Origin of the sequence: Rhodococcus shunpengi (genome assembly GCF_048381395.1) — a bacterium.
In the GTDB taxonomy this organism is placed as follows: domain Bacteria; phylum Actinomycetota; class Actinomycetes; order Mycobacteriales; family Mycobacteriaceae; genus Rhodococcus.
Genome location: NZ_JBLWIU010000034.1, coordinates 73,584 through 90,421 on the forward strand (window position 1 = coordinate 73,584; position 16,838 = coordinate 90,421).

At 70.0% G+C, this 16,838-nt stretch carries 13 protein-coding genes and 2 tRNA genes; 10 read left to right on the forward strand and 5 right to left on the reverse strand.

Annotation, left to right across the window (positions count from 1 at the left end; all coding sequences use genetic code 11):
- Window positions 1–23: 23 nt before the first annotated feature.
- Window positions 24–1,046, reverse strand: coding sequence for a selenide, water dikinase SelD (gene selD, locus ACNJ7K_RS20605; protein ID WP_487042117.1), 1,023 nt, complete (start codon window positions 1,044–1,046; stop codon window positions 24–26).
- A gap of 58 nt (window positions 1,047–1,104) precedes the next feature.
- On the opposite strand from selD, the gene ACNJ7K_RS20610 reads away from it, so the two are divergent.
- The 3 genes from ACNJ7K_RS20610 to selB all read left to right on the forward strand — a co-directional run bounded on the left by ACNJ7K_RS20610 (window position 1,105) and on the right by selB (window position 4,278).
- Window positions 1,105–1,199: transfer RNA gene (locus ACNJ7K_RS20610), tRNA-Sec, on the forward strand.
- Between the two features lie 32 nt (window positions 1,200–1,231).
- Window positions 1,232–2,536, forward strand: a complete 1,305-nt coding sequence (selA, locus tag ACNJ7K_RS20615; protein ID WP_487042118.1) for an L-seryl-tRNA(Sec) selenium transferase — start codon at window positions 1,232–1,234, stop codon at window positions 2,534–2,536.
- Window positions 2,536–4,278, forward strand: a complete 1,743-nt coding sequence (gene selB / locus ACNJ7K_RS20620) for a selenocysteine-specific translation elongation factor (RefSeq protein ID WP_487042119.1) — start codon at window positions 2,536–2,538, stop codon at window positions 4,276–4,278. Before selA ends, selB begins: the two co-directional genes overlap by 1 nt.
- A 133-nt stretch (window positions 4,279–4,411) precedes the next feature.
- On the opposite strand, the gene gdhA is transcribed toward selB, so the two are convergent.
- From gdhA to ACNJ7K_RS20635, 3 genes are all read right to left on the reverse strand, one after another.
- Window positions 4,412–5,755, reverse strand: a complete 1,344-nt coding sequence (gene gdhA / locus ACNJ7K_RS20625) for an NADP-specific glutamate dehydrogenase (protein WP_487042120.1) — start codon at window positions 5,753–5,755, stop codon at window positions 4,412–4,414.
- 202 nt (window positions 5,756–5,957) lie between these two features.
- Window positions 5,958–6,031: transfer RNA gene (locus ACNJ7K_RS20630), tRNA-Arg, on the reverse strand.
- 62 nt (window positions 6,032–6,093) lie between these two features.
- Window positions 6,094–6,750, reverse strand: a complete 657-nt coding sequence (locus ACNJ7K_RS20635; protein ID WP_120282167.1) for a DedA family protein — start codon at window positions 6,748–6,750, stop codon at window positions 6,094–6,096.
- Window positions 6,751–6,996: 246 nt separating this feature from the next.
- Between ACNJ7K_RS20635 and ACNJ7K_RS20640 the strand changes: the two genes are divergently transcribed.
- Genes ACNJ7K_RS20640 through ACNJ7K_RS20670 form a run of 7 tightly spaced genes read left to right on the forward strand, consistent with a single transcriptional unit; the run spans window position 6,997 to window position 15,901 of the window.
- The gene (locus ACNJ7K_RS20640; protein WP_487042121.1) at window positions 6,997–7,881 is read left to right on the forward strand and encodes an FAD binding domain-containing protein; all 885 of its coding nucleotides are present in this window, start codon (window positions 6,997–6,999) and stop codon (window positions 7,879–7,881) included.
- A gap of 4 nt (window positions 7,882–7,885) precedes the next feature.
- Complete coding sequence (locus tag ACNJ7K_RS20645) at window positions 7,886–8,371, forward strand: (2Fe-2S)-binding protein (protein WP_019289024.1); 486 nt, start codon at window positions 7,886–7,888, stop codon at window positions 8,369–8,371.
- A complete protein-coding gene (locus ACNJ7K_RS20650) occupies window positions 8,371–10,764 on the forward strand; it encodes an aerobic carbon-monoxide dehydrogenase large subunit (RefSeq protein WP_230787683.1) in 2,394 nt (797 codons plus the stop codon). Before ACNJ7K_RS20645 ends, ACNJ7K_RS20650 begins: the two co-directional genes overlap by 1 nt.
- A gap of 46 nt (window positions 10,765–10,810) precedes the next feature.
- Window positions 10,811–11,722, forward strand: a complete 912-nt coding sequence (locus ACNJ7K_RS20655) for an XdhC family protein (RefSeq protein WP_183070799.1) — start codon at window positions 10,811–10,813, stop codon at window positions 11,720–11,722.
- Window positions 11,719–12,618 (forward strand): AAA family ATPase, encoded by a 900-nt coding sequence (locus ACNJ7K_RS20660; protein ID WP_120282171.1) that lies wholly within the window; start codon window positions 11,719–11,721, stop codon window positions 12,616–12,618. Before ACNJ7K_RS20655 ends, ACNJ7K_RS20660 begins: the two co-directional genes overlap by 4 nt.
- Complete coding sequence (locus ACNJ7K_RS20665; protein ID WP_120282172.1) at window positions 12,615–13,865, forward strand: vWA domain-containing protein; 1,251 nt, start codon at window positions 12,615–12,617, stop codon at window positions 13,863–13,865. Before ACNJ7K_RS20660 ends, ACNJ7K_RS20665 begins: the two co-directional genes overlap by 4 nt.
- A 2-nt stretch (window positions 13,866–13,867) precedes the next feature.
- Window positions 13,868–15,901 (forward strand): bifunctional copper resistance protein CopD/cytochrome c oxidase assembly protein, encoded by a 2,034-nt coding sequence (locus ACNJ7K_RS20670; protein ID WP_159418648.1) that lies wholly within the window; start codon window positions 13,868–13,870, stop codon window positions 15,899–15,901.
- 75 nt (window positions 15,902–15,976) lie between these two features.
- On the opposite strand, the gene ACNJ7K_RS20675 is transcribed toward ACNJ7K_RS20670, so the two are convergent.
- Complete coding sequence (locus tag ACNJ7K_RS20675; RefSeq protein WP_120282174.1) at window positions 15,977–16,831, reverse strand: tryptophan-rich sensory protein; 855 nt, start codon at window positions 16,829–16,831, stop codon at window positions 15,977–15,979.
- Between the last annotated feature and the right edge of the window lie 7 nt (window positions 16,832–16,838).

Genomic DNA, 16,838 nt, shown 5'->3' on the forward strand with positions numbered 1-16,838 from the left:
GGCATGTCCGACGATGAACGGGGTCAGCGCACCCGGATCGCGTGTTCGCCCGCGGGGACCACCTCGCCGATGACCGGATGGCCGGGCAGCTCACCGACGACCAGCAGGCCGCCGGACGTCTGGGCGTCGGCGAGCAGGAGCAGTTCGTCGTCGTCCACCTCGGAGTCGACCGCGTCGCGTACCCAGTCGAGATTGCGCCGGCTCCCGCCGGGGACGAATCCCTCCGCGAGCGACTCCCGCGCCCCGGCGACGTACGGCACGGCCGCGGAGTCGATCACGGCGGTCGTACCGCTGGCCCGCATCATCTTCATCAGGTGCCCGAGCAGACCGAAACCGGTGACGTCGGTGGCGGCTCGGACACCGGCCTCGTGCGCGAGTTGCGCCGCCTCGCGGTTGAGAGTAGTCATCAACGCGACCGCTTCCTCGAAACGCTCGCCGGTGGCCTTGTGTCGGTTGTTCAGGATGCCGAGACCGAGCGGCTTGGTGAGAGTCAGCGGCAGGCCGGGCGTGGCAGCGTCGTTGCGCAGCAGGCGATCCGGATCGCCCAGACCGGTCACGGCCAGCCCGTACTTCGGCTCCCGGTCGTCGATGCTGTGCCCGCCGGCGAGATGAGCACCCGCCTCGGCGCACGCGTCGGCGCCACCGCGCATCACCTCGGCGGCGAGTTCGAACGGGATGAGTTCGCGCGGCCAGCCCAGGAGGTTGACCGCGATGATCGGCGTGCCACCCATCGCGTAGACGTCGGACATGGCGTTGGTGGCGGCGATCCGTCCCCAGTCGTAGGCGTCGTCGACGACCGGGGTGAAGAAGTCGGCCGTCACGATGACGGCCCGGCCACTCCCGTCGGGCGTCGGTTCGATCCGGACCGCGGCACCGTCGTCGCCGTTCTCCACGCCCACCAACAGTTCGCCGGCGGCCCGTCCACCCTGCAGACCGCCGAGCACCCGTTCGAGTTCACCCGGCGGAACTTTGCATGCGCAACCGCCGCCGGCGGCGTACTGGGTGAGTCGGATGGCGCCCTCGGGAAGGTCGACGTGTGCGGTCATGAACCCAAACATACGGGCGAGTCGTAACCGAGGGCCCGACTTCGGTTAGGGTGAGCGCGGAGGTGGTTCTCGTCTGGTGACGGTCGCGGTCTTCAAAACCGTTGTGGCCCAGTATCTGGGCTGGGCGGGTTCGATTCCCGTCCGCCTCCGCCAAAAGTTTTCGTCGACCGTGGGATGGGGAGCGCGTGCCGGATCCGAGACGGGACGTTCCCCGCACCGACCAGGTCCTGGCCGATCCGCGCCTGCGAGAGGCCGTCGACCGGCTCGGCGCCCGACTGGTCAAGCAGACCGTCGTCGTGGCCCAGCAACGGTGCCGCGACGGCGAGATCGCGCCCGATGCCGTCGCCGACGTCGCGGTCGCGTCGCTGCCGCAACAGGCGACCACCCTGCGCCGCGTCGTCAACGCGACCGGCGTGGTGGTGCACACCAATCTCGGTCGCGCCCCGCTGTCCCGAGCGGCGGTCGAGGCCGTGTCCACCGCGGCGGGTGCCACCGACGTCGAACTCGACCTGGCCACCGGCCGGCGCGGACGGCGAGGACGCGGCGCCCTCGAGGCGCTCGCCGAACAGGTACCCGACGCCGGCGGCGTCCACGTCGTCAACAACGGTGCCGCGGCTCTCGCCCTGGTCACTCGGGTGCTCACACGCGGTGGTCGCTCGATCGTGATCGCACGGGGCGAACTGGTCGAGATCGGTGACGGCTTCCGGATCCCGGAACTGCTGGAATCCGTGGGCGCGACGCTGCGTGAGGTCGGCACCACCAACCGCGTGCGCCTGAGCGACTACGCCGCGGCCGTCGACGACGACACCGCCTTCGTCCTCAAGGTGCACCCCTCGAACTTCACCGTCAGCGGCTTCACGTCGTCGGTGTCGGTCCGGGAACTCACCGGGCTCGGACCGCCCGTCGTGGTCGACATCGGATCCGGTCTGCTCGCGCCGCATCCGCGGTTGCCGAACGAACCCGACGCCACCACCGCGCTGCGTGCCGGCGCCGACCTGGTGACCGCCTCGGGCGACAAGCTCCTCGGCGGCCCGCAGGCCGGCCTGCTGCTCGGGCGGGCCGAACTCGTGGAACGTCTGCGGCGCGACCCGTTCGCGCGGGCGCTGCGCGTCGACAAGCTCACCCTGGCCGCTCTCGAAGCGACCCTGACGGGACCGATGCCACCCGTGGCGGCGGCGCTGGCCTCCCGCCCGGAGGATCTCCGTGCCCGCGCACAGGCGATCTGCGTGGCGTTGCCACCGGAGTGCGACCCCGAGGTGGTCGACTCCGACGGCGTCGTCGGGGGCGGCGGCGCCCCGGACGTCGTCCTGCCGAGCGTCGCGATCGCCCTGCCCGAACACCTCGCACTCCCGTTGCGGCTCGGCGAGCACCCCGTCGTCGGCCGCGTCGAACGCGGCCGGTTGCTGCTCGACCTGCTCGCGGTCGACCCCGCCGAGGACGGCGAGTTGATCGACGCCGTGACGCGCGTGGCTACTCGCGAAGGATCCTGATGCACGTCGTCGCGACCGCCGGGCACGTCGATCACGGCAAGTCGACGCTGGTCGAGGCGCTCACCGGTGCAAATCCGGACCGGCTCGCCGAGGAACGGCGACGAGGACTGACCATCGAGCTCGGCTACTGCTGGACGTCCTGGTCCGAGGTGGGGGAGGTCGCCTTCGTCGACGTCCCCGGACACGAGCGATTCCTCACGACGATGCTCTCCGGAGTGGGATCGGTCCCCGCCGCGCTGTTCGTGGTGGCCGCCGACGATCCGTGGATGCCGCAGGCGGCCGAACACCTCGCAGCGCTCGACGCGCTCGGCGTTCGTCACGCGGTCGTCGCCGTCACCCGCGCCGATCTCGCCGATCCGGGACCCGCGGCCGCGCGGGCCGCGGCGGAGGTCGCCCGTACGAGTCTGGCGGGGGCTCCCGTCGTCGCTGTGAGCGGGCGGACCGGGATGGGCCTAGACGATCTCCGGGGCGCCCTGACGAGGATGGTCGCCTCGCTTCCGGACCCCGATCCGCAGGCCGACGTCCGGCTCTGGGTGGATCGCCGGTTCACCGTGCGTGGATCCGGAACCGTCGTCACCGGAACGCTTCCCGCGGGCACGGTGCGCGTGGGGGACACCCTCGCGCTCGGGGACACACCGCTGCGGGTCCGCAGCCTGCAGGCACTCGGTCGCGACCGGACCGCGGTAAGTGGCGTGGCCCGGGTCGCCCTCAATCTCACCGGCCGGGTCGACGACCTGGGACGGGGCGGTGTGCTCGTCACGCCCGGCGCGTGGCACCACACCTCCGTCGTCGACGTGCGGATCAGCGGCGACGACCGGCCGCCCGTCGCTCCGGTGCTGCACATCGGTGCCGCGGACGTCGGTGTCCGGTGCCGTCCGCTGGGCGACGATCTCGTCCGGCTCACCCTCGACTGCCCGTTGCCCCTGCGGATCGGCGACCGCGCCCTGCTGCGCGACCCGGGCCGCCGGATGATCTGGCGGGCCGACGTTCTCGATCCCGATCCACCCCGATTCCGGCGTCGCGGCGCGGCGGCACGCCGCGCGTTGCAACTGGCGGGGGCCGACGGGACGCCGCGCCTGGCCGACGAACTCGCCCGCCGCGGACTCCTGCATCGGCAACGGTTGCGACAGTTGGGCATCCCGCTCGAACGGGGAGAGCACCTGACGGTCGGGCCGTGGCTCGTCGCACCCGGCCTCGCGAAGGCCGTCGCCGACCGGCTGCCCACACTCGTGCAGGCCCACGCCCGCGCCCACCCACTGGATCCGGCGGCCCCGTTGACGGTGCTGGCGTCGCAGCTTCGTCTTCCCACGCCCGACCTCGTCCGGGCGCTGGTGCGACCTCCGCTCGAAGTGGTCGGGGGACGGGTGATCGCTCCCGGTGCCGACGGTCTACCGCCGAAGATCCGCAAGGCCGTCGAGCAGGTGCGCCGCGATCTGTCGGCCGCTCCGTTCGCGGCTCCGACCGCCGATCGCCTGCGCGAGCTCGGCCTCGACGACCGGGCCCTCGGCGCGGCCGAACGCAGCGGACGGTTGTGGCGGGCGGGCCCGGGCATCGTCCTGCTCCCCGACGCCGCCGACACGGCCGTGGAACTGCTGGACGAATTGGACCAGCCGTTCACGACCAGTGCCGCGCGCGAGCGGCTGGGAACGACACGGCGGGTGGTCCTGCCGTTGCTCGACCGGCTCGACAAGGCGGGTCGCACACGCCGGCTCCCCGACGACCGCCGCGAGATCGTCCGCTAGAACAGCCGTCCCCGCCCTCCCCGAGGCGAGGATTCTTCACCCGAAACACGAAGTGCGGGTNTACCGAACTCGTCGGTACCCGCACTTCGCATGAAGAATCGGTCGTCAGATGACGCACGGTGCGAACACAGCGTCAGATGACGCCCAGTGCGAACATGGCGTCGGCGACCTTCACGAAGCCGGCGATGTTGGCGCCGTGGATGTAGTCGCCCGGCTTGCCGTACTCGGCGGCGGTCTCGACGCACCGGCCGTGGATGTCGGCCATGATGCCGGCGAGGCGCTCGTCGGTGTAGTCGAAGTGCCACGAGTCGCGCGAGGCGTTCTGCTGCATCTCCAGCGCGGAGGTCGCCACGCCACCGGCGTTGGCGGCCTTACCGGGCGCGAAGGCGACTCCGGCGTCGCGGAAGACGCTGATGCCGCCCGGGGTGGTGGGCATGTTGGCGCCCTCGGCGACGATCTTCACGCCGTTGTTGACGAGGGTCTTGGCCGACTCCTCGTCGAGCTCGTTCTGCGTGGCACACGGCAGTGCGACGTCGCAGGGCACGTTCCAGATGTTACCGCCGGGGAAGAACTCGGCGTCGCCGCGCTCGTCGACGTACTCGGAGATGCGTCCGCGGCGGACCTCCTTGATCTCCTTGAGGAGAGCGACGTCGAGGCCCTTGCGGTCGACGATGTAGCCGGAGGAGTCGGAGCACGCGATCGCGGTGCCGCCGAGCTGGTGGATCTTCTCGATGGCGTAGATCGCGACGTTGCCCGAACCCGAGACGACGGCGGTGCGGCCCTCGAGCGAGGTGCCGGCGGTCTTGGCCATCTCGTTGACGAAGTAGGCCGCGCCGTAACCGGTGGCCTCCTTGCGCACCTGCGAACCGCCCCAGGTGAGGCCCTTGCCGGTGAGGACGCCGGACTCGTAGGAGTTGGTGAGGCGCTTGTACTGGCCGAACAGGTAGCCGATCTCGCGGCCGCCGACGCCGATGTCACCGGCCGGGACGTCGGTGTACTCACCGATGTGGCGGTGCAGCTCGGTCATGAACGACTGGCAGAAGCGCATGATCTCCTGCTCGGAGCGACCCTTGGGGTCGAAGTCCGAGCCGCCCTTGCCGCCGCCGATGGGCAGGCCGGTGAGGGCGTTCTTGAAGATCTGCTCGAAGCCGAGGAACTTGACGATGCCGAGGTTGACGCTCGGGTGGAAGCGCAGGCCACCCTTGTAGGGGCCGAGAACGCTGTTGTACTGCACGCGGAAGCCACGGTTGACGTGGACGTTGCCCTGATCATCGATCCACGGCACGCGGAAGATGATCTGTCGCTCCGGCTCGCACAGGCGCTCGATCAGGCCGGATTCGAAGTATCCGGGGTGACGCTCGAGCACGACATGCAGAGACTCGAACACTTCGGCCGCAGCCTGGTGGAATTCGGGTTCACCTGCGTTGCGGGCCTTGACCTGCTCGTAGATCTCTTCGATGCGGTCCGATGTCGACACGCCCACCTACCTGACTCTGTGAGGATTCTGTAACAAGGGTTTTACGACGAAAACTATAGGGTGTGGCCCTTAGCATGTGTTAGCCCGCCTCCAAGGTGGGATGAGAAACACACGGTCCGAACGGCCTGTCCGTCGGGTGGATTGCCCGGTTCATCGGTACGATGTGCGACCCCGCGGCGGGCACTGCGCCGACGGTCGGAGGTGCCCCCGGCAGGACTCGAACCTGCGACCTAGAGATTAGAAGGCTCTTGCTCTATCCATCTGAGCTACGGAGGCGCGGCCAGAATCTTAGCGGGTGCTTCCTGTGGTCGCCGCACACACCCTCGTACCCGCCGGGATCAACGCTCGAGCGTGCTGCCGCGTTCGTCGTCGGGGCTCGATTCGCCCCGGGGAATGTCCACTCGACCGGTCTTGAACCGCTGGATGAGATGGTCGATTCCGACACCCAGGACCACTGCGACGCAGATGGCGACCGCGGCGCCGAACAGGGGCTGCGATTCGAACCAGCCGCCGACGAGACGCCCCACGAACGCCGAGTACAGCGCCCAGGTCGTACCGCCGAGAATCGTGAGCGGCACGAACTTCTGTCGCGGGTAGCGGGTCGCTCCGGCCGTCATGTTCACGGCGATCCGACCGATCGGGATGTATCGCGCCGTGAGGATCACTGCGGCGCCGCGCTTGTCGAGTCCGCGCCGCGCCCACGCGAAGGCGGCCTGCGCCTTCGGGCGGCGCATCCACCGGAACCGTTCGGTGCCGACCTTCCGTCCGATCGCGTAGGCGATGTTGTCGCCGATGATCGCGCCGAGCGCCGCCAGCACGATGACGATCCACAGATAGGGACGTCCCGTCGAACCCGAGAGGGACGACAGGGTGACCAGGACGGTCTCGCTGGGCACCGGTGGGAAGAAGCCGTCGAGCGTGCACACGGCGAAGAGCAACGGGTAGACCCACAGGGCTGCGGCCTGGCCGATGATGAATTCGTTGATCACGTCCATGGATATGCGTGGTGCTCCCGTCGCGTCGGCCGGTCGGCTCCTTCCACGCTATCCGCTCGCGCCGCCGAGAGCTCCTGACGAGGACGGTCGGCTCTCCACTCGCCGCCCCGGACATGGGGGTTCGGTCCAGATCGTCCGTTTCGCCCCACGGATCGTGGCTCGGGACTAACCTGGGCGCCGAAGGGGGAAGTGCGGACGGATCGGCGGGGGACAACCGATGCGTCCGCCCGAGGGTGGGAGTTCTTCATGCAGGTTCCTGGCCCGTTCGAATACGCGCGCGCAACCGGAGTGGAGCACGCCGTCGAGTTGCTCGACCGGCACGGAGAAGGTGCCCGCGTCGTCGCCGGCGGACACAGCCTTCTCCCGATGATGAAACTGAGGCTCGCGAATCCGGAATACCTGATCGACATCAACGACCTCGGGGACGAACTCGACCACATCACGGTCGAACCCGAGGTCGTTCGCATCGGTGCCCTCGTGCGCCACCGTCGACTGCTCGAATCCGACGAACTCGCCGGCATCTTCCCGATCTTCCGGGACGCGGAGAAGGTCATCGCCGATCCGGTCGTCCGCAATCGCGGGACGCTCGGAGGGTCGATCTGCCAGGCCGACCCCGCCGAGGACCTGTCGACGGTCTGCGCGGTGCTCGGTGCGACATGCGTCGTCCGCGGGCCGGCGGGGGTGCGCGAGCTCGCCTTCGACGACTTCCATCTCGGTGCCTACGAGACGGCCGTCGCTCCGAACGAGTTGCTCGTCGAGGTGCGACTGCCGCGGAAGGGCACCGCCTCCAGCGCGTACGAGAAGGTCGAGCGTCGCGCGGGGGACTGGGCGGTGGCCGCGGCGGGCGCCGCGCTGTGGATGTCGGACGACGGACGCATCGCCGACGCGCGTGTCGGGCTGACGGCGGTGCGCGCCGACGAGGCGGCGCTGTCGAGGGTGTCCGAGCTGTTGCGCGGCTCGCCGGTCTCGGAGGAGTTGTTCCGCGAGGCGGGAGCGGCGGCCGCGTCGGCATGCGATCCCGAGACCGATCAGCGCGGCACCGCCGCCTACAAGCGTCACCTCGCATCGGAGTTGACGGTGCGGGCCCTGCGCCGATCCGCCGAACGTCTCGGCGTCACCGAAAGGGTGTGAACCGATGCAGATCTCGATGACGGTCAACGGCGAGAGTGTCACCGCCGACGTCGAACCCCGGACACTGCTCGTGCACTTCCTGCGCGACCACCTCGGTCTGACCGGAACGCACTGGGGATGCGACACGAGCAACTGCGGAACGTGTGTCGTCGCCGTGGACGGCGAGCCGGTGAAGTCGTGCACCACGCTGGCGGTCATGGCCGCCGGCCACGAGGTGCTCACCGTCGAGGGACTCGAACGCGACGGTGTCCTCGACCCCGTGCAAGAAGGCTTCGTGCGTTGCCACGGACTGCAGTGCGGCTTCTGCACCCCGGGAATGATGATCACCGCGCGGTCCCTGCTCGACCGCGATCCCGACCCCGACGAGGCGACCATCCGCGAGGCGATCTCCGGGCAGATCTGCCGCTGCACCGGCTACACCACCATCGTCCGGTCGGTCCGGTGGGCCGCCGAACACTCCTCGAAGGCGCAACCCACGGAGGTGTCGTGATGACCGCGGTCGAACCGGACACACGTCCGGAGGAACAGGACAACGATCGCAAGCCGTGCGGACACGGCCGGATGCTGCGCAAGGAGGACCCGCGGTTCGTGCGCGGCCGCGGCAACTACGTCGACGACGTCCGGCTGCCCGGCATGCTGCATCTCGCGGTGCTCCGATCGCCGGTCGCGCATGCTCGCATCAACGGCATCGACACGTCCGCCGCCCTCGCGCACCCGAAGGTGCGGGCGGTGATCACGGGCGCCGATCTGGCCGAGAAGGGGCTCGCCTGGATGCCGACGCTGTCGAACGACGTACAGGCCGTGCTGGCCACCGACAAGGTGCGCTTCCACGGTCAGGAGGTCGCCTTCGTCGTCGCCGACGACCACTACTCGGCGCGCGACGCCCTCGAACTGATCGACGTCGACTACGAGATGCTCGACCCGGTCGTCGACGTGCGCACGGCCCTGTCGCCCGAGGCACCGGTGATCCGGACCGATCTCGACGGCAAAACCGACAACCACTGCTTCGACTGGGAAGCCGGCGATGCCGCGGCGACCGACGCGGTCTTCGCGAAGGCCGACGTCGTCACCCGGCAGGAGATCGTCTATCCACGCGTGCATCCCGCGCCGATGGAGACCTGCGGTGCGGTCGCCGACTACGACCGGATCTCCGGGAAGCTGACGCTCTGGTCCACCACGCAGGCCCCGCACGCCCACCGCACGCTGTACGCGCTGGTCGCGGGTCTGCCCGAGCACAAGATCCGCGTCATCTCACCCGACATCGGCGGGGGATTCGGCAACAAGGTCCCCATCTACCCCGGCTATGTCGGGGCGATCGTTGCCTCGCTGGTCACCGGGCACCCGGTCAAGTGGATGGAGGACCGCAGCGAGAACCTCATGAGCACCGGCTTCGCGCGCGACTACATCATGGTCGGCGAGATCGCGGCGACGAAGGAAGGCCGCATCCTCGCGATCCGGTCGCGGGTCCTCGCCGATCACGGCGCCTTCAACGCCACCGCCGCCCCGGTGAAGTATCCGGCCGGCTTCTTCGGTGTGTTCACCGGCAGCTACGACATCGAGGCCGCCTACTGCCACATGACGGCCGTCTACACGAACAAGGCACCCGGCGGCGTCGCCTACGCCTGCTCGTTCCGCATCACCGAGGCTGTGTACTTCGTCGAACGGCTCGTCGACTGCCTCGCCCACGACCTCGACATGGACCCCGCGGAACTGCGCCTGAAGAACCTCCTGCGCCCCGATCAGTTCCCCTACACGAGCAAGACCGGCTGGAAGTACGACTCGGGCGACTACGAGACCACCATGCGCAAGGCCATGGACATCGTCGGCTACGACGAACTGCGCCGCGAACAGGCCGAACGCCGCGCGCGGGGTGAGCTGATGGGTATCGGCATGTCGTTCTTCACCGAGGCCGTCGGAGCCGGTCCGCGCAAGGACATGGACATCCTCGGTCTCGGCATGGCCGACGGATGCGAACTACGCGTCCATCCCACCGGCAAGGCCGTCGTGAGGTTGTCGGTGCAGTCGCAGGGACAGGGGCACGAGACGACCTTCGCGCAGATCGTCGCGGAGGAGATCGGCATCCCGCCCGACGACATCGACGTCGTGCACGGCGACACCGACAACACCCCGTTCGGGCTCGGCACCTACGGAAGTCGATCGACACCGGTGTCCGGGGCGGCCGCCGCGCTCGTCGCGCGGAAGGTGCGCGACAAGGCGAAGATCATCGCCGCGGGCATGCTCGAGGTCTCGGTCGCCGACCTCGAATGGGAGAAGGGCCGCTTCCACGTGAAGGGCGACCCGGGAGCGTCGGTGACCATCCAGGACATCGCGATGCGCGCCCACGGCGCCGGCGACCTGCCGGAGGGTCTCGAAGGTGGTCTCGAAGCGCAGATCTGCTACAACCCCGAGAACCTCACCTACCCCTACGGGGCCTACTTCTGCGTCGTCGACGTCGATCCCGGCACCGCGCAGGTGAAGATCCGCCGGTTCCTGGCGGTGGACGACTGCGGCACCCGCATCAACCCCATGATCATCGAGGGTCAGGTGCACGGCGGCATCGTCGACGGGATCGGCATGGCCCTGATGGAGATGATCGCGTTCGACGAGAACGGCACCTGCCTGGGCGGTTCGTTCATGGACTATCTGATCCCCACGGCCCTCGAGGTGCCGACGCTCGAGACCGCGTTCACCGTCACCCCGTCGCCGCACCATCCGATCGGCGCGAAGGGCATCGGCGAATCCGCCACCGTCGGTTCGCCACCCGCGATCGTCAACGCGGTCGTCGACGCGTTGAAGCCGTTCGGCGTCCGGCACGCCGATATGCCGCTGACGCCGTCGCGGGTGTGGGAGGCCATGCAGGGCCGCGCGACCCCGCCGATCTGAGCGACGCGACCGGAGGATGCCAGTGGAGCGATCGGAGGACGGGGACATGGATCTCGCGGTGCGGGCGGAGCAGTTGCGCAGTGAACGACGACCGTTCGTCGAAGCGACGGTCGTGCGGGCGCAACCACCGACGTCCGCACATTCGGGCGACCGGGCACTCGTCCTCGCCGACGGCACGATCGAGGGGTTCGTCGGCGGGCAGTGCACCGAGAGTTCCGTGCGCGAAGCGTCCCGCACGGTGCTCGCACGAGGGGAGAGCATGCTCCTGCGGGTGCTGCCCGCCGGGGCCGGCGAGTTCCCCGACGCCCCGGGAGCGACGATCGCGGTCAACCCGTGCATGTCCGGTGGGGCCACCGAGATCTTCCTCGAACCGCGGATGCCCGCGATTGTGGTGGCCGTCTTCGGGGACTCGCCCGTCGCCGAGGCCGTGGGCGACTTCGCGCGGCGCGTCGAGTACTCGGTGGAACCGATCCGGGGGACGCGCGTGCCCGCCGAGGCGTCGGTGGTGATCGTCGCGAGCCACGGGGGCGACGAGGCGAGTGTGATCCGTGCGGCTCTGGATGCCGGGAGCCGATACGTCGGCCTGGTCGCGAGTCGCACCCGGGGTGCCGCGGTGCTCGACGAGGTGGAGCCGACCGACGAGGAGCGTGCCCGCATCCACACCCCGGTCGGCCTCGACATCGGTGCCCGCACCCCGGCGGAGATCGGTTTGTCGATCGTCGCCGACATCGTGCGGGTCGCGCGCAGCGGTGGGTTGGCCCGATCCTCCGAGGAGAGCGCGCAACGCATCGAGGTGCCGAGGGAGACGGGCCCGAAGCCGCGCACGGCCGTCGACCCGGTGTGCGGGATGACCGTCACGGTCACCGAGTCGACCCCGCACCTCGTCGTCGCCGGGCGGACGGTGTGGTTCTGCTGCCCGGGCTGCCGCCGCCGCTACGAGAAGGACGACGTGGCGTGAGCGATCCGTCGTCCCCGGGCATCTTCACCGACGTCGACGACGTGGTCGCCAGGTTCGACGACCACGACCATCTGCTCGATCAGGGCACCGCCGCCGCGATCCACCTCGCGGTCGCGCTGGGCCGACCACTGTTGCTCGAGGGCGAACCCGGGGTCGGCAAGACCACCGCAGCGAAGGTCCTCGCGCAGATCCTCGGTAGCCCGCTGATCCGGTTGCAGTGCTACGAGGGACTGTCGGTCGCCGAGGCCCTCTACGACTGGAACTACCAGCGTCAACTGCTCGCGATCCGGCTCGCCGAAGCGCGCGGCGAGGTTCCCGCCGAGGCCGACCTGTACTCCGAGGAGTATCTCCTCGAACGCCCGATCCTGCGCTGCGTCCGCCATCGCGGCGACAGACCCGCCGTCCTGCTCGTCGACGAGATCGACCGCGCCGACGACGAATTCGAGGCGCTGTTGCTCGAATTCCTGGGGGAGTTCGCCGTCACCGTCCCGGAGCTCGGCACCCTCACCGCGACCCGCCCGCCCGTCGTGGTGCTCACCTCCAACCGGAGCCGCGACCTGCACGACGCACTGCGAAGGCGCTGCCTGTACCACTGGATCGACTTTCCCGACCGTGCCCGCGCGGTGGCGATCCTGCGTCGCACGGTACCGTCGGCGAACGCCGCGCTCGTCGAACGTGCCACGGATTTCGTCGCGGTGGCCCGCGGGCTCGATCTCGACAAGGCGCCGGGGATCGCGGAGACCATCGACTGGGTATCGGCCCTCGCGGCGCTCGGCGTCGCCGACCTCGTCCGGCCCGAAGCGGCGATGTCGCTCGCGGCACTGGCGAAGACTCCCGACGACGTCGATGCGCTGGGGGAGGCGCTGACCCGGTTCGTCTCCACCGAGGTGTCGTGAGCGCTCGGTTGCTTCCCGGGGTCGATCACGCAGCCTTCGCGGTCGGACTGGTCGACCGGCTCAGGTCCGCCGGGATCGTGGTACCGGCGGACGGAGCGGCGACCCTCACGCGTGCTCTGCGCGTATGCCCCCCGAGCACCCGGAGCCGTTTGTACTGGACGGCGCGGCTCACGCTCGTCGACCGGCACGAGAGCCTCGCCACCTTCGACGCGGTGTTCGACCGCATCTTCGGCGATGCTCCGCTCCCACTCGACCCACACGCCCGCCGCACCGGGCCGGAGGACGACGGCCCGCGCGCGGCGCCCACGACGGACGCGCCCCGCCGCATACGGGACGCTCCGGCCGGCGGCCACGACGTCCCATGGGTCACCCGGACCGTCGTCGAATCGGCGGAGGGGGAGCGGGCGGCCGATCGGCCCGGCCGCGAGGTCGCGAGCGCACTGGCGGCGATCGCCGACCAGCGGTTCGACGACCTCGACCCCGCACGACTCGCACTGCTCGAATCGTGGATCGAGGAGGCCGGGGTCCGATGGGCCACCCGCCGCACCCGTCGCCGGGTCGAACGCCGCACCGGTCGCGTCGACGTGCGGGCGAGCATCGCCGCCTCGCGCAGTACCGGGTTCGAGCCGCTCCGGCTGATCCGCACCCGCCCCGATCGACGGCGGCGGCGGATCGTCGTCTTCTGCGATGTCAGCCGGTCGATGCGCCCCTACGTCGGGGTGTATCTGCATCTCGTCCGTGCTCTTGCGCACACCGGAACGGCCGAGGTCTTCGTGTTCTCCACCACAGCGACGCGTCTGACCCCGGTCCTGCGGCACCGGTCGGTGGAGCAGGCGATCGACGTCGCCAACGAGCGTGTGCGGACCCGGTTCGGGGGCACGCGCATCGCCGGATCCCTCGCCGAGGTGGTCGCCTCCCATCACGGACACCTGCTGCGCGGAGCGATCGTCGTCGTCGCGTCCGACGGTTGGGACAGCGACGATCCCACCGCACTCGCCCACGTCCTGGCCAGGATCCGGCGCCGCGCCCACCGGGTGGTGTGGCTCAACCCCCGGGCCGGGCAGTCCGGATTCACACCCTCCACCGGGTCGATGTCCGCGGCGCTCCCGCACTGCGACGCGATGGTGGCGGCCGACACACTCCTCGCGCTGCAGCACGCCGTCGACGTCGTCACAGGCACCGCTACCGGCCCCGGAGGGCTCCGACGGCGTGTCGTAGGTCATGGCGTGGACGTCCTACCCTGGTAGGCATGGCAACATCCGAGCTCGCGTCTCCCGCGCAGCCTCCGGCGCCCGCCCCTACGAGGGGAAACCCGCCGGCACTGCTGATCCTCCTCGGCCTCCTCGCCGCCCTCGTCGCGGCGTTCGCGGTCGGGCTGTCCGCTGCGCAGGCTCTGGTGTTGCTCGGCATCCCCGACCCCGGTCCGCTCACCACCTACGGTCTGCCCGCGGTCCGCGCGATCTCCGAGATCGCGACCGTCATCACCATCGGATCGCTGTTCTTCGCCGCCTTCCTCGTGCCCCCGCAACGAGGGGGTGTGCTCGACGTCGGCGGCTACCGCGCCGTGCGGACCGCGGGCGTCGCGGCGACGGTGTGGGCGGTCACGGCGGCGCTGATGGTGCCGCTGACCCTGTCCGACACCTCCGGCAGCCCGCTGAGCGAGGCGATCCGGCCGGAGAACCTCTTCTCGGCGCTCGGTCAGGTGGAGGCTGCGTCGGCCTGGGCCTGGACGACGGTGCTCGCCCTGATCACCGCCCTGCTGATCCGGCTCACGGTGCGCTGGTCGTGGACGCCCTATCTGCTGCTGCTGTCGGTCGTCGCACTCATGCCGATCGCCCTGACCGGGCACTCATCGTCGGGTGGTTCGCACGACATGGCGACCAACAGCCTCGTGCTGCACCTCGTCGCGGCGTCCGTCTGGGCGGGCGGGTTGTTCGCCCTGCTCGCGCACTCCATGCGGGGCGGTGAGCACACCGACATCGCGGCCCGGCGGTTCTCCTTCGTCGCCGGACTCGCCTTCGTCGTCATGGCCGTCAGCGGCGTCATCAACGCCGCGGTCCGCATGTCGTTCGACGACCTGACCACGACCACCTACGGCAGGCTGCTGCTCGCGAAGATCGTCGCGCTGGTCCTGCTCGGCATCTTCGGCTGGGCGCAGCGCCGCCGGGCACTGCCGGCACTCGAAGCCGACCCCACCAGCCGGTCCGCGCTCGTGCGGTTCACCCTCGTCGAGGCGTTCGTCCTCGCCGCGACGATCGGTCTGGCCGTGGGACTCGGCCGCACGCCCCCGCCGCCGCCGGCTACGGTGCCGACGATCCAGGAGGTCGAGCTCGGCTACCAGCTCGACGTACCGCCGTCGTTCGTGAGCCTGTTCTTCGGGCAGTGGCGTTTCGACCTGATCTTCGGCACGGCTGCTCTCGTGCTCGCCGCCGCCTATGCAGTCGGACTGTGGACGCTGCGCAAGCGCGGCGACTCGTGGCCGATCGGCCGCTCGATCGCCTGGTTCTCGGGCTGCTTCGTGTTGTTCGTCGCCACCAGTTCGGGCGTCGGGATGTACTCGCCGGCGATGTTCAGCGTGCACATGGGCGCGCACATGGCCCTGTCGATGCTCGCCCCGGTGCTCCTGGCGCTCGGCGGGGCGATGACCCTCGCCCTGCGTGCGTTCAAGCCGGCCGGACGCAACGCCCCTCCCGGACCGCGCGAATGGATCCTCGAGTTCCTGCACAGCCCGCCGTCGCGCTTCTTCACACATCCGATCGTCGCGTCGGTCATGTTCGTGGGCGGCTTCTACGCCCTGTATCTCGGTGGGATCTTCACCACGTTCATCGACAGCCACACCGCGCACGTCCTGATGAACCTGCACTTCCTGCTGAGCGGCTACCTCTTCTACTGGGTGGTGATCGGCGTCGACCCGTCGCCGCGCGATCTGCAGCCCGTGACGAAGCTGGCCATGGTCTTCGGCTCGCTCCCGTTCCACGCCTTCTTCGGCGTGACCCTCATGAGCATGGGCACGGTGATGGCCGAGAGCTACTACCGCGGCCTGGCACTGCCGTGGAACTACGACCTGTTCTCCGATCAGAAGGTCGGCGGCAGCATCGCGTGGTCGGCCGGCGAGATCCCGCTCGTGCTCGTGATGCTCGCTCTGCTCGTCCAGTGGTCGCGCAGCGACCGGCGCACGGCGCGACGTGTCGACCGGGCCGCCGAGCGTGACGACGACGCCGATCTCGCGGCACACAACGCGATGTTCGCGGAGCTGGCGCGCCGCGACCACGAGGGTCGCTGACCGCACCCGCTCCGACGCGCACATCTCGTCGCGCCACGCCGAAGCGGACCGACGAGATGTGCACGTCCGAGGGAATCAGGCGGCTGCTGTCGTGCGGGTGGGGGAGCGCTCGGCGCCGATGCGCGCCACCACGGTGGCCACGACCGCGATGACCGCGGCTGTCACGGCGGCGACCGCTGCGGGAGTGGACACCAGACCGCCGTCACCCGTGCGGGCGACCGCGATCCATGCCAGACCCCACACGAGCGCACCGGTCACGGCCAGTCGGCCCCGACCTGCCGTCGCGAGGACCACGGAGACGGCGGCGACGACGGCCAGCACGATGATCGCCCACACGTCGGCTCCCCAGCCGAACGGATCGATGTCCTCGTAACGCAGCGCCGCGGCGGTGTTGGCGACGGTCGCCACCGACACCCAGCCCAGGTAGACGAACATCGTGCCGTCGACGACCACCGCTTCGAGCCTGCTCGACGGCAGGACGCGCGTGAAGATCAGGAACACCCGGACGAGCACGGCGAGCAGCGCGACGATCACCACGACACTCAGCCAGACCTGATCGAACTGGATCGCCGTGATCCACGCTGCGTTCAGCAGCATCGACGCAGCGATCCACCAGCCCGCGGCGCGTTGACGCGCGTCGGTGTGGTTCGCCGGCAGTGCCTGCCACACCGCGAGCGCGAGCAGACCGGCGTAGATGAGGGTCCAGATCGAGAAGGCCGGGCCTCCGGGCGCGACCGCCGTGGAATCCGCCGACAACGCACCACCTGCAGCTTCCGCGACCGGCGTCCCACCGGCCGCACCCGAACCGAAGAACGACACCACGACGGCAAGCGGAGCGCTCACCGCCACGGCCACGACGCGGGCGATGTCGCGCCCGGTGCGGGTCGCGGGGGATGTGGCGGGCGCGGATCCGTGGGAATGGGATGTCATGCCTGGA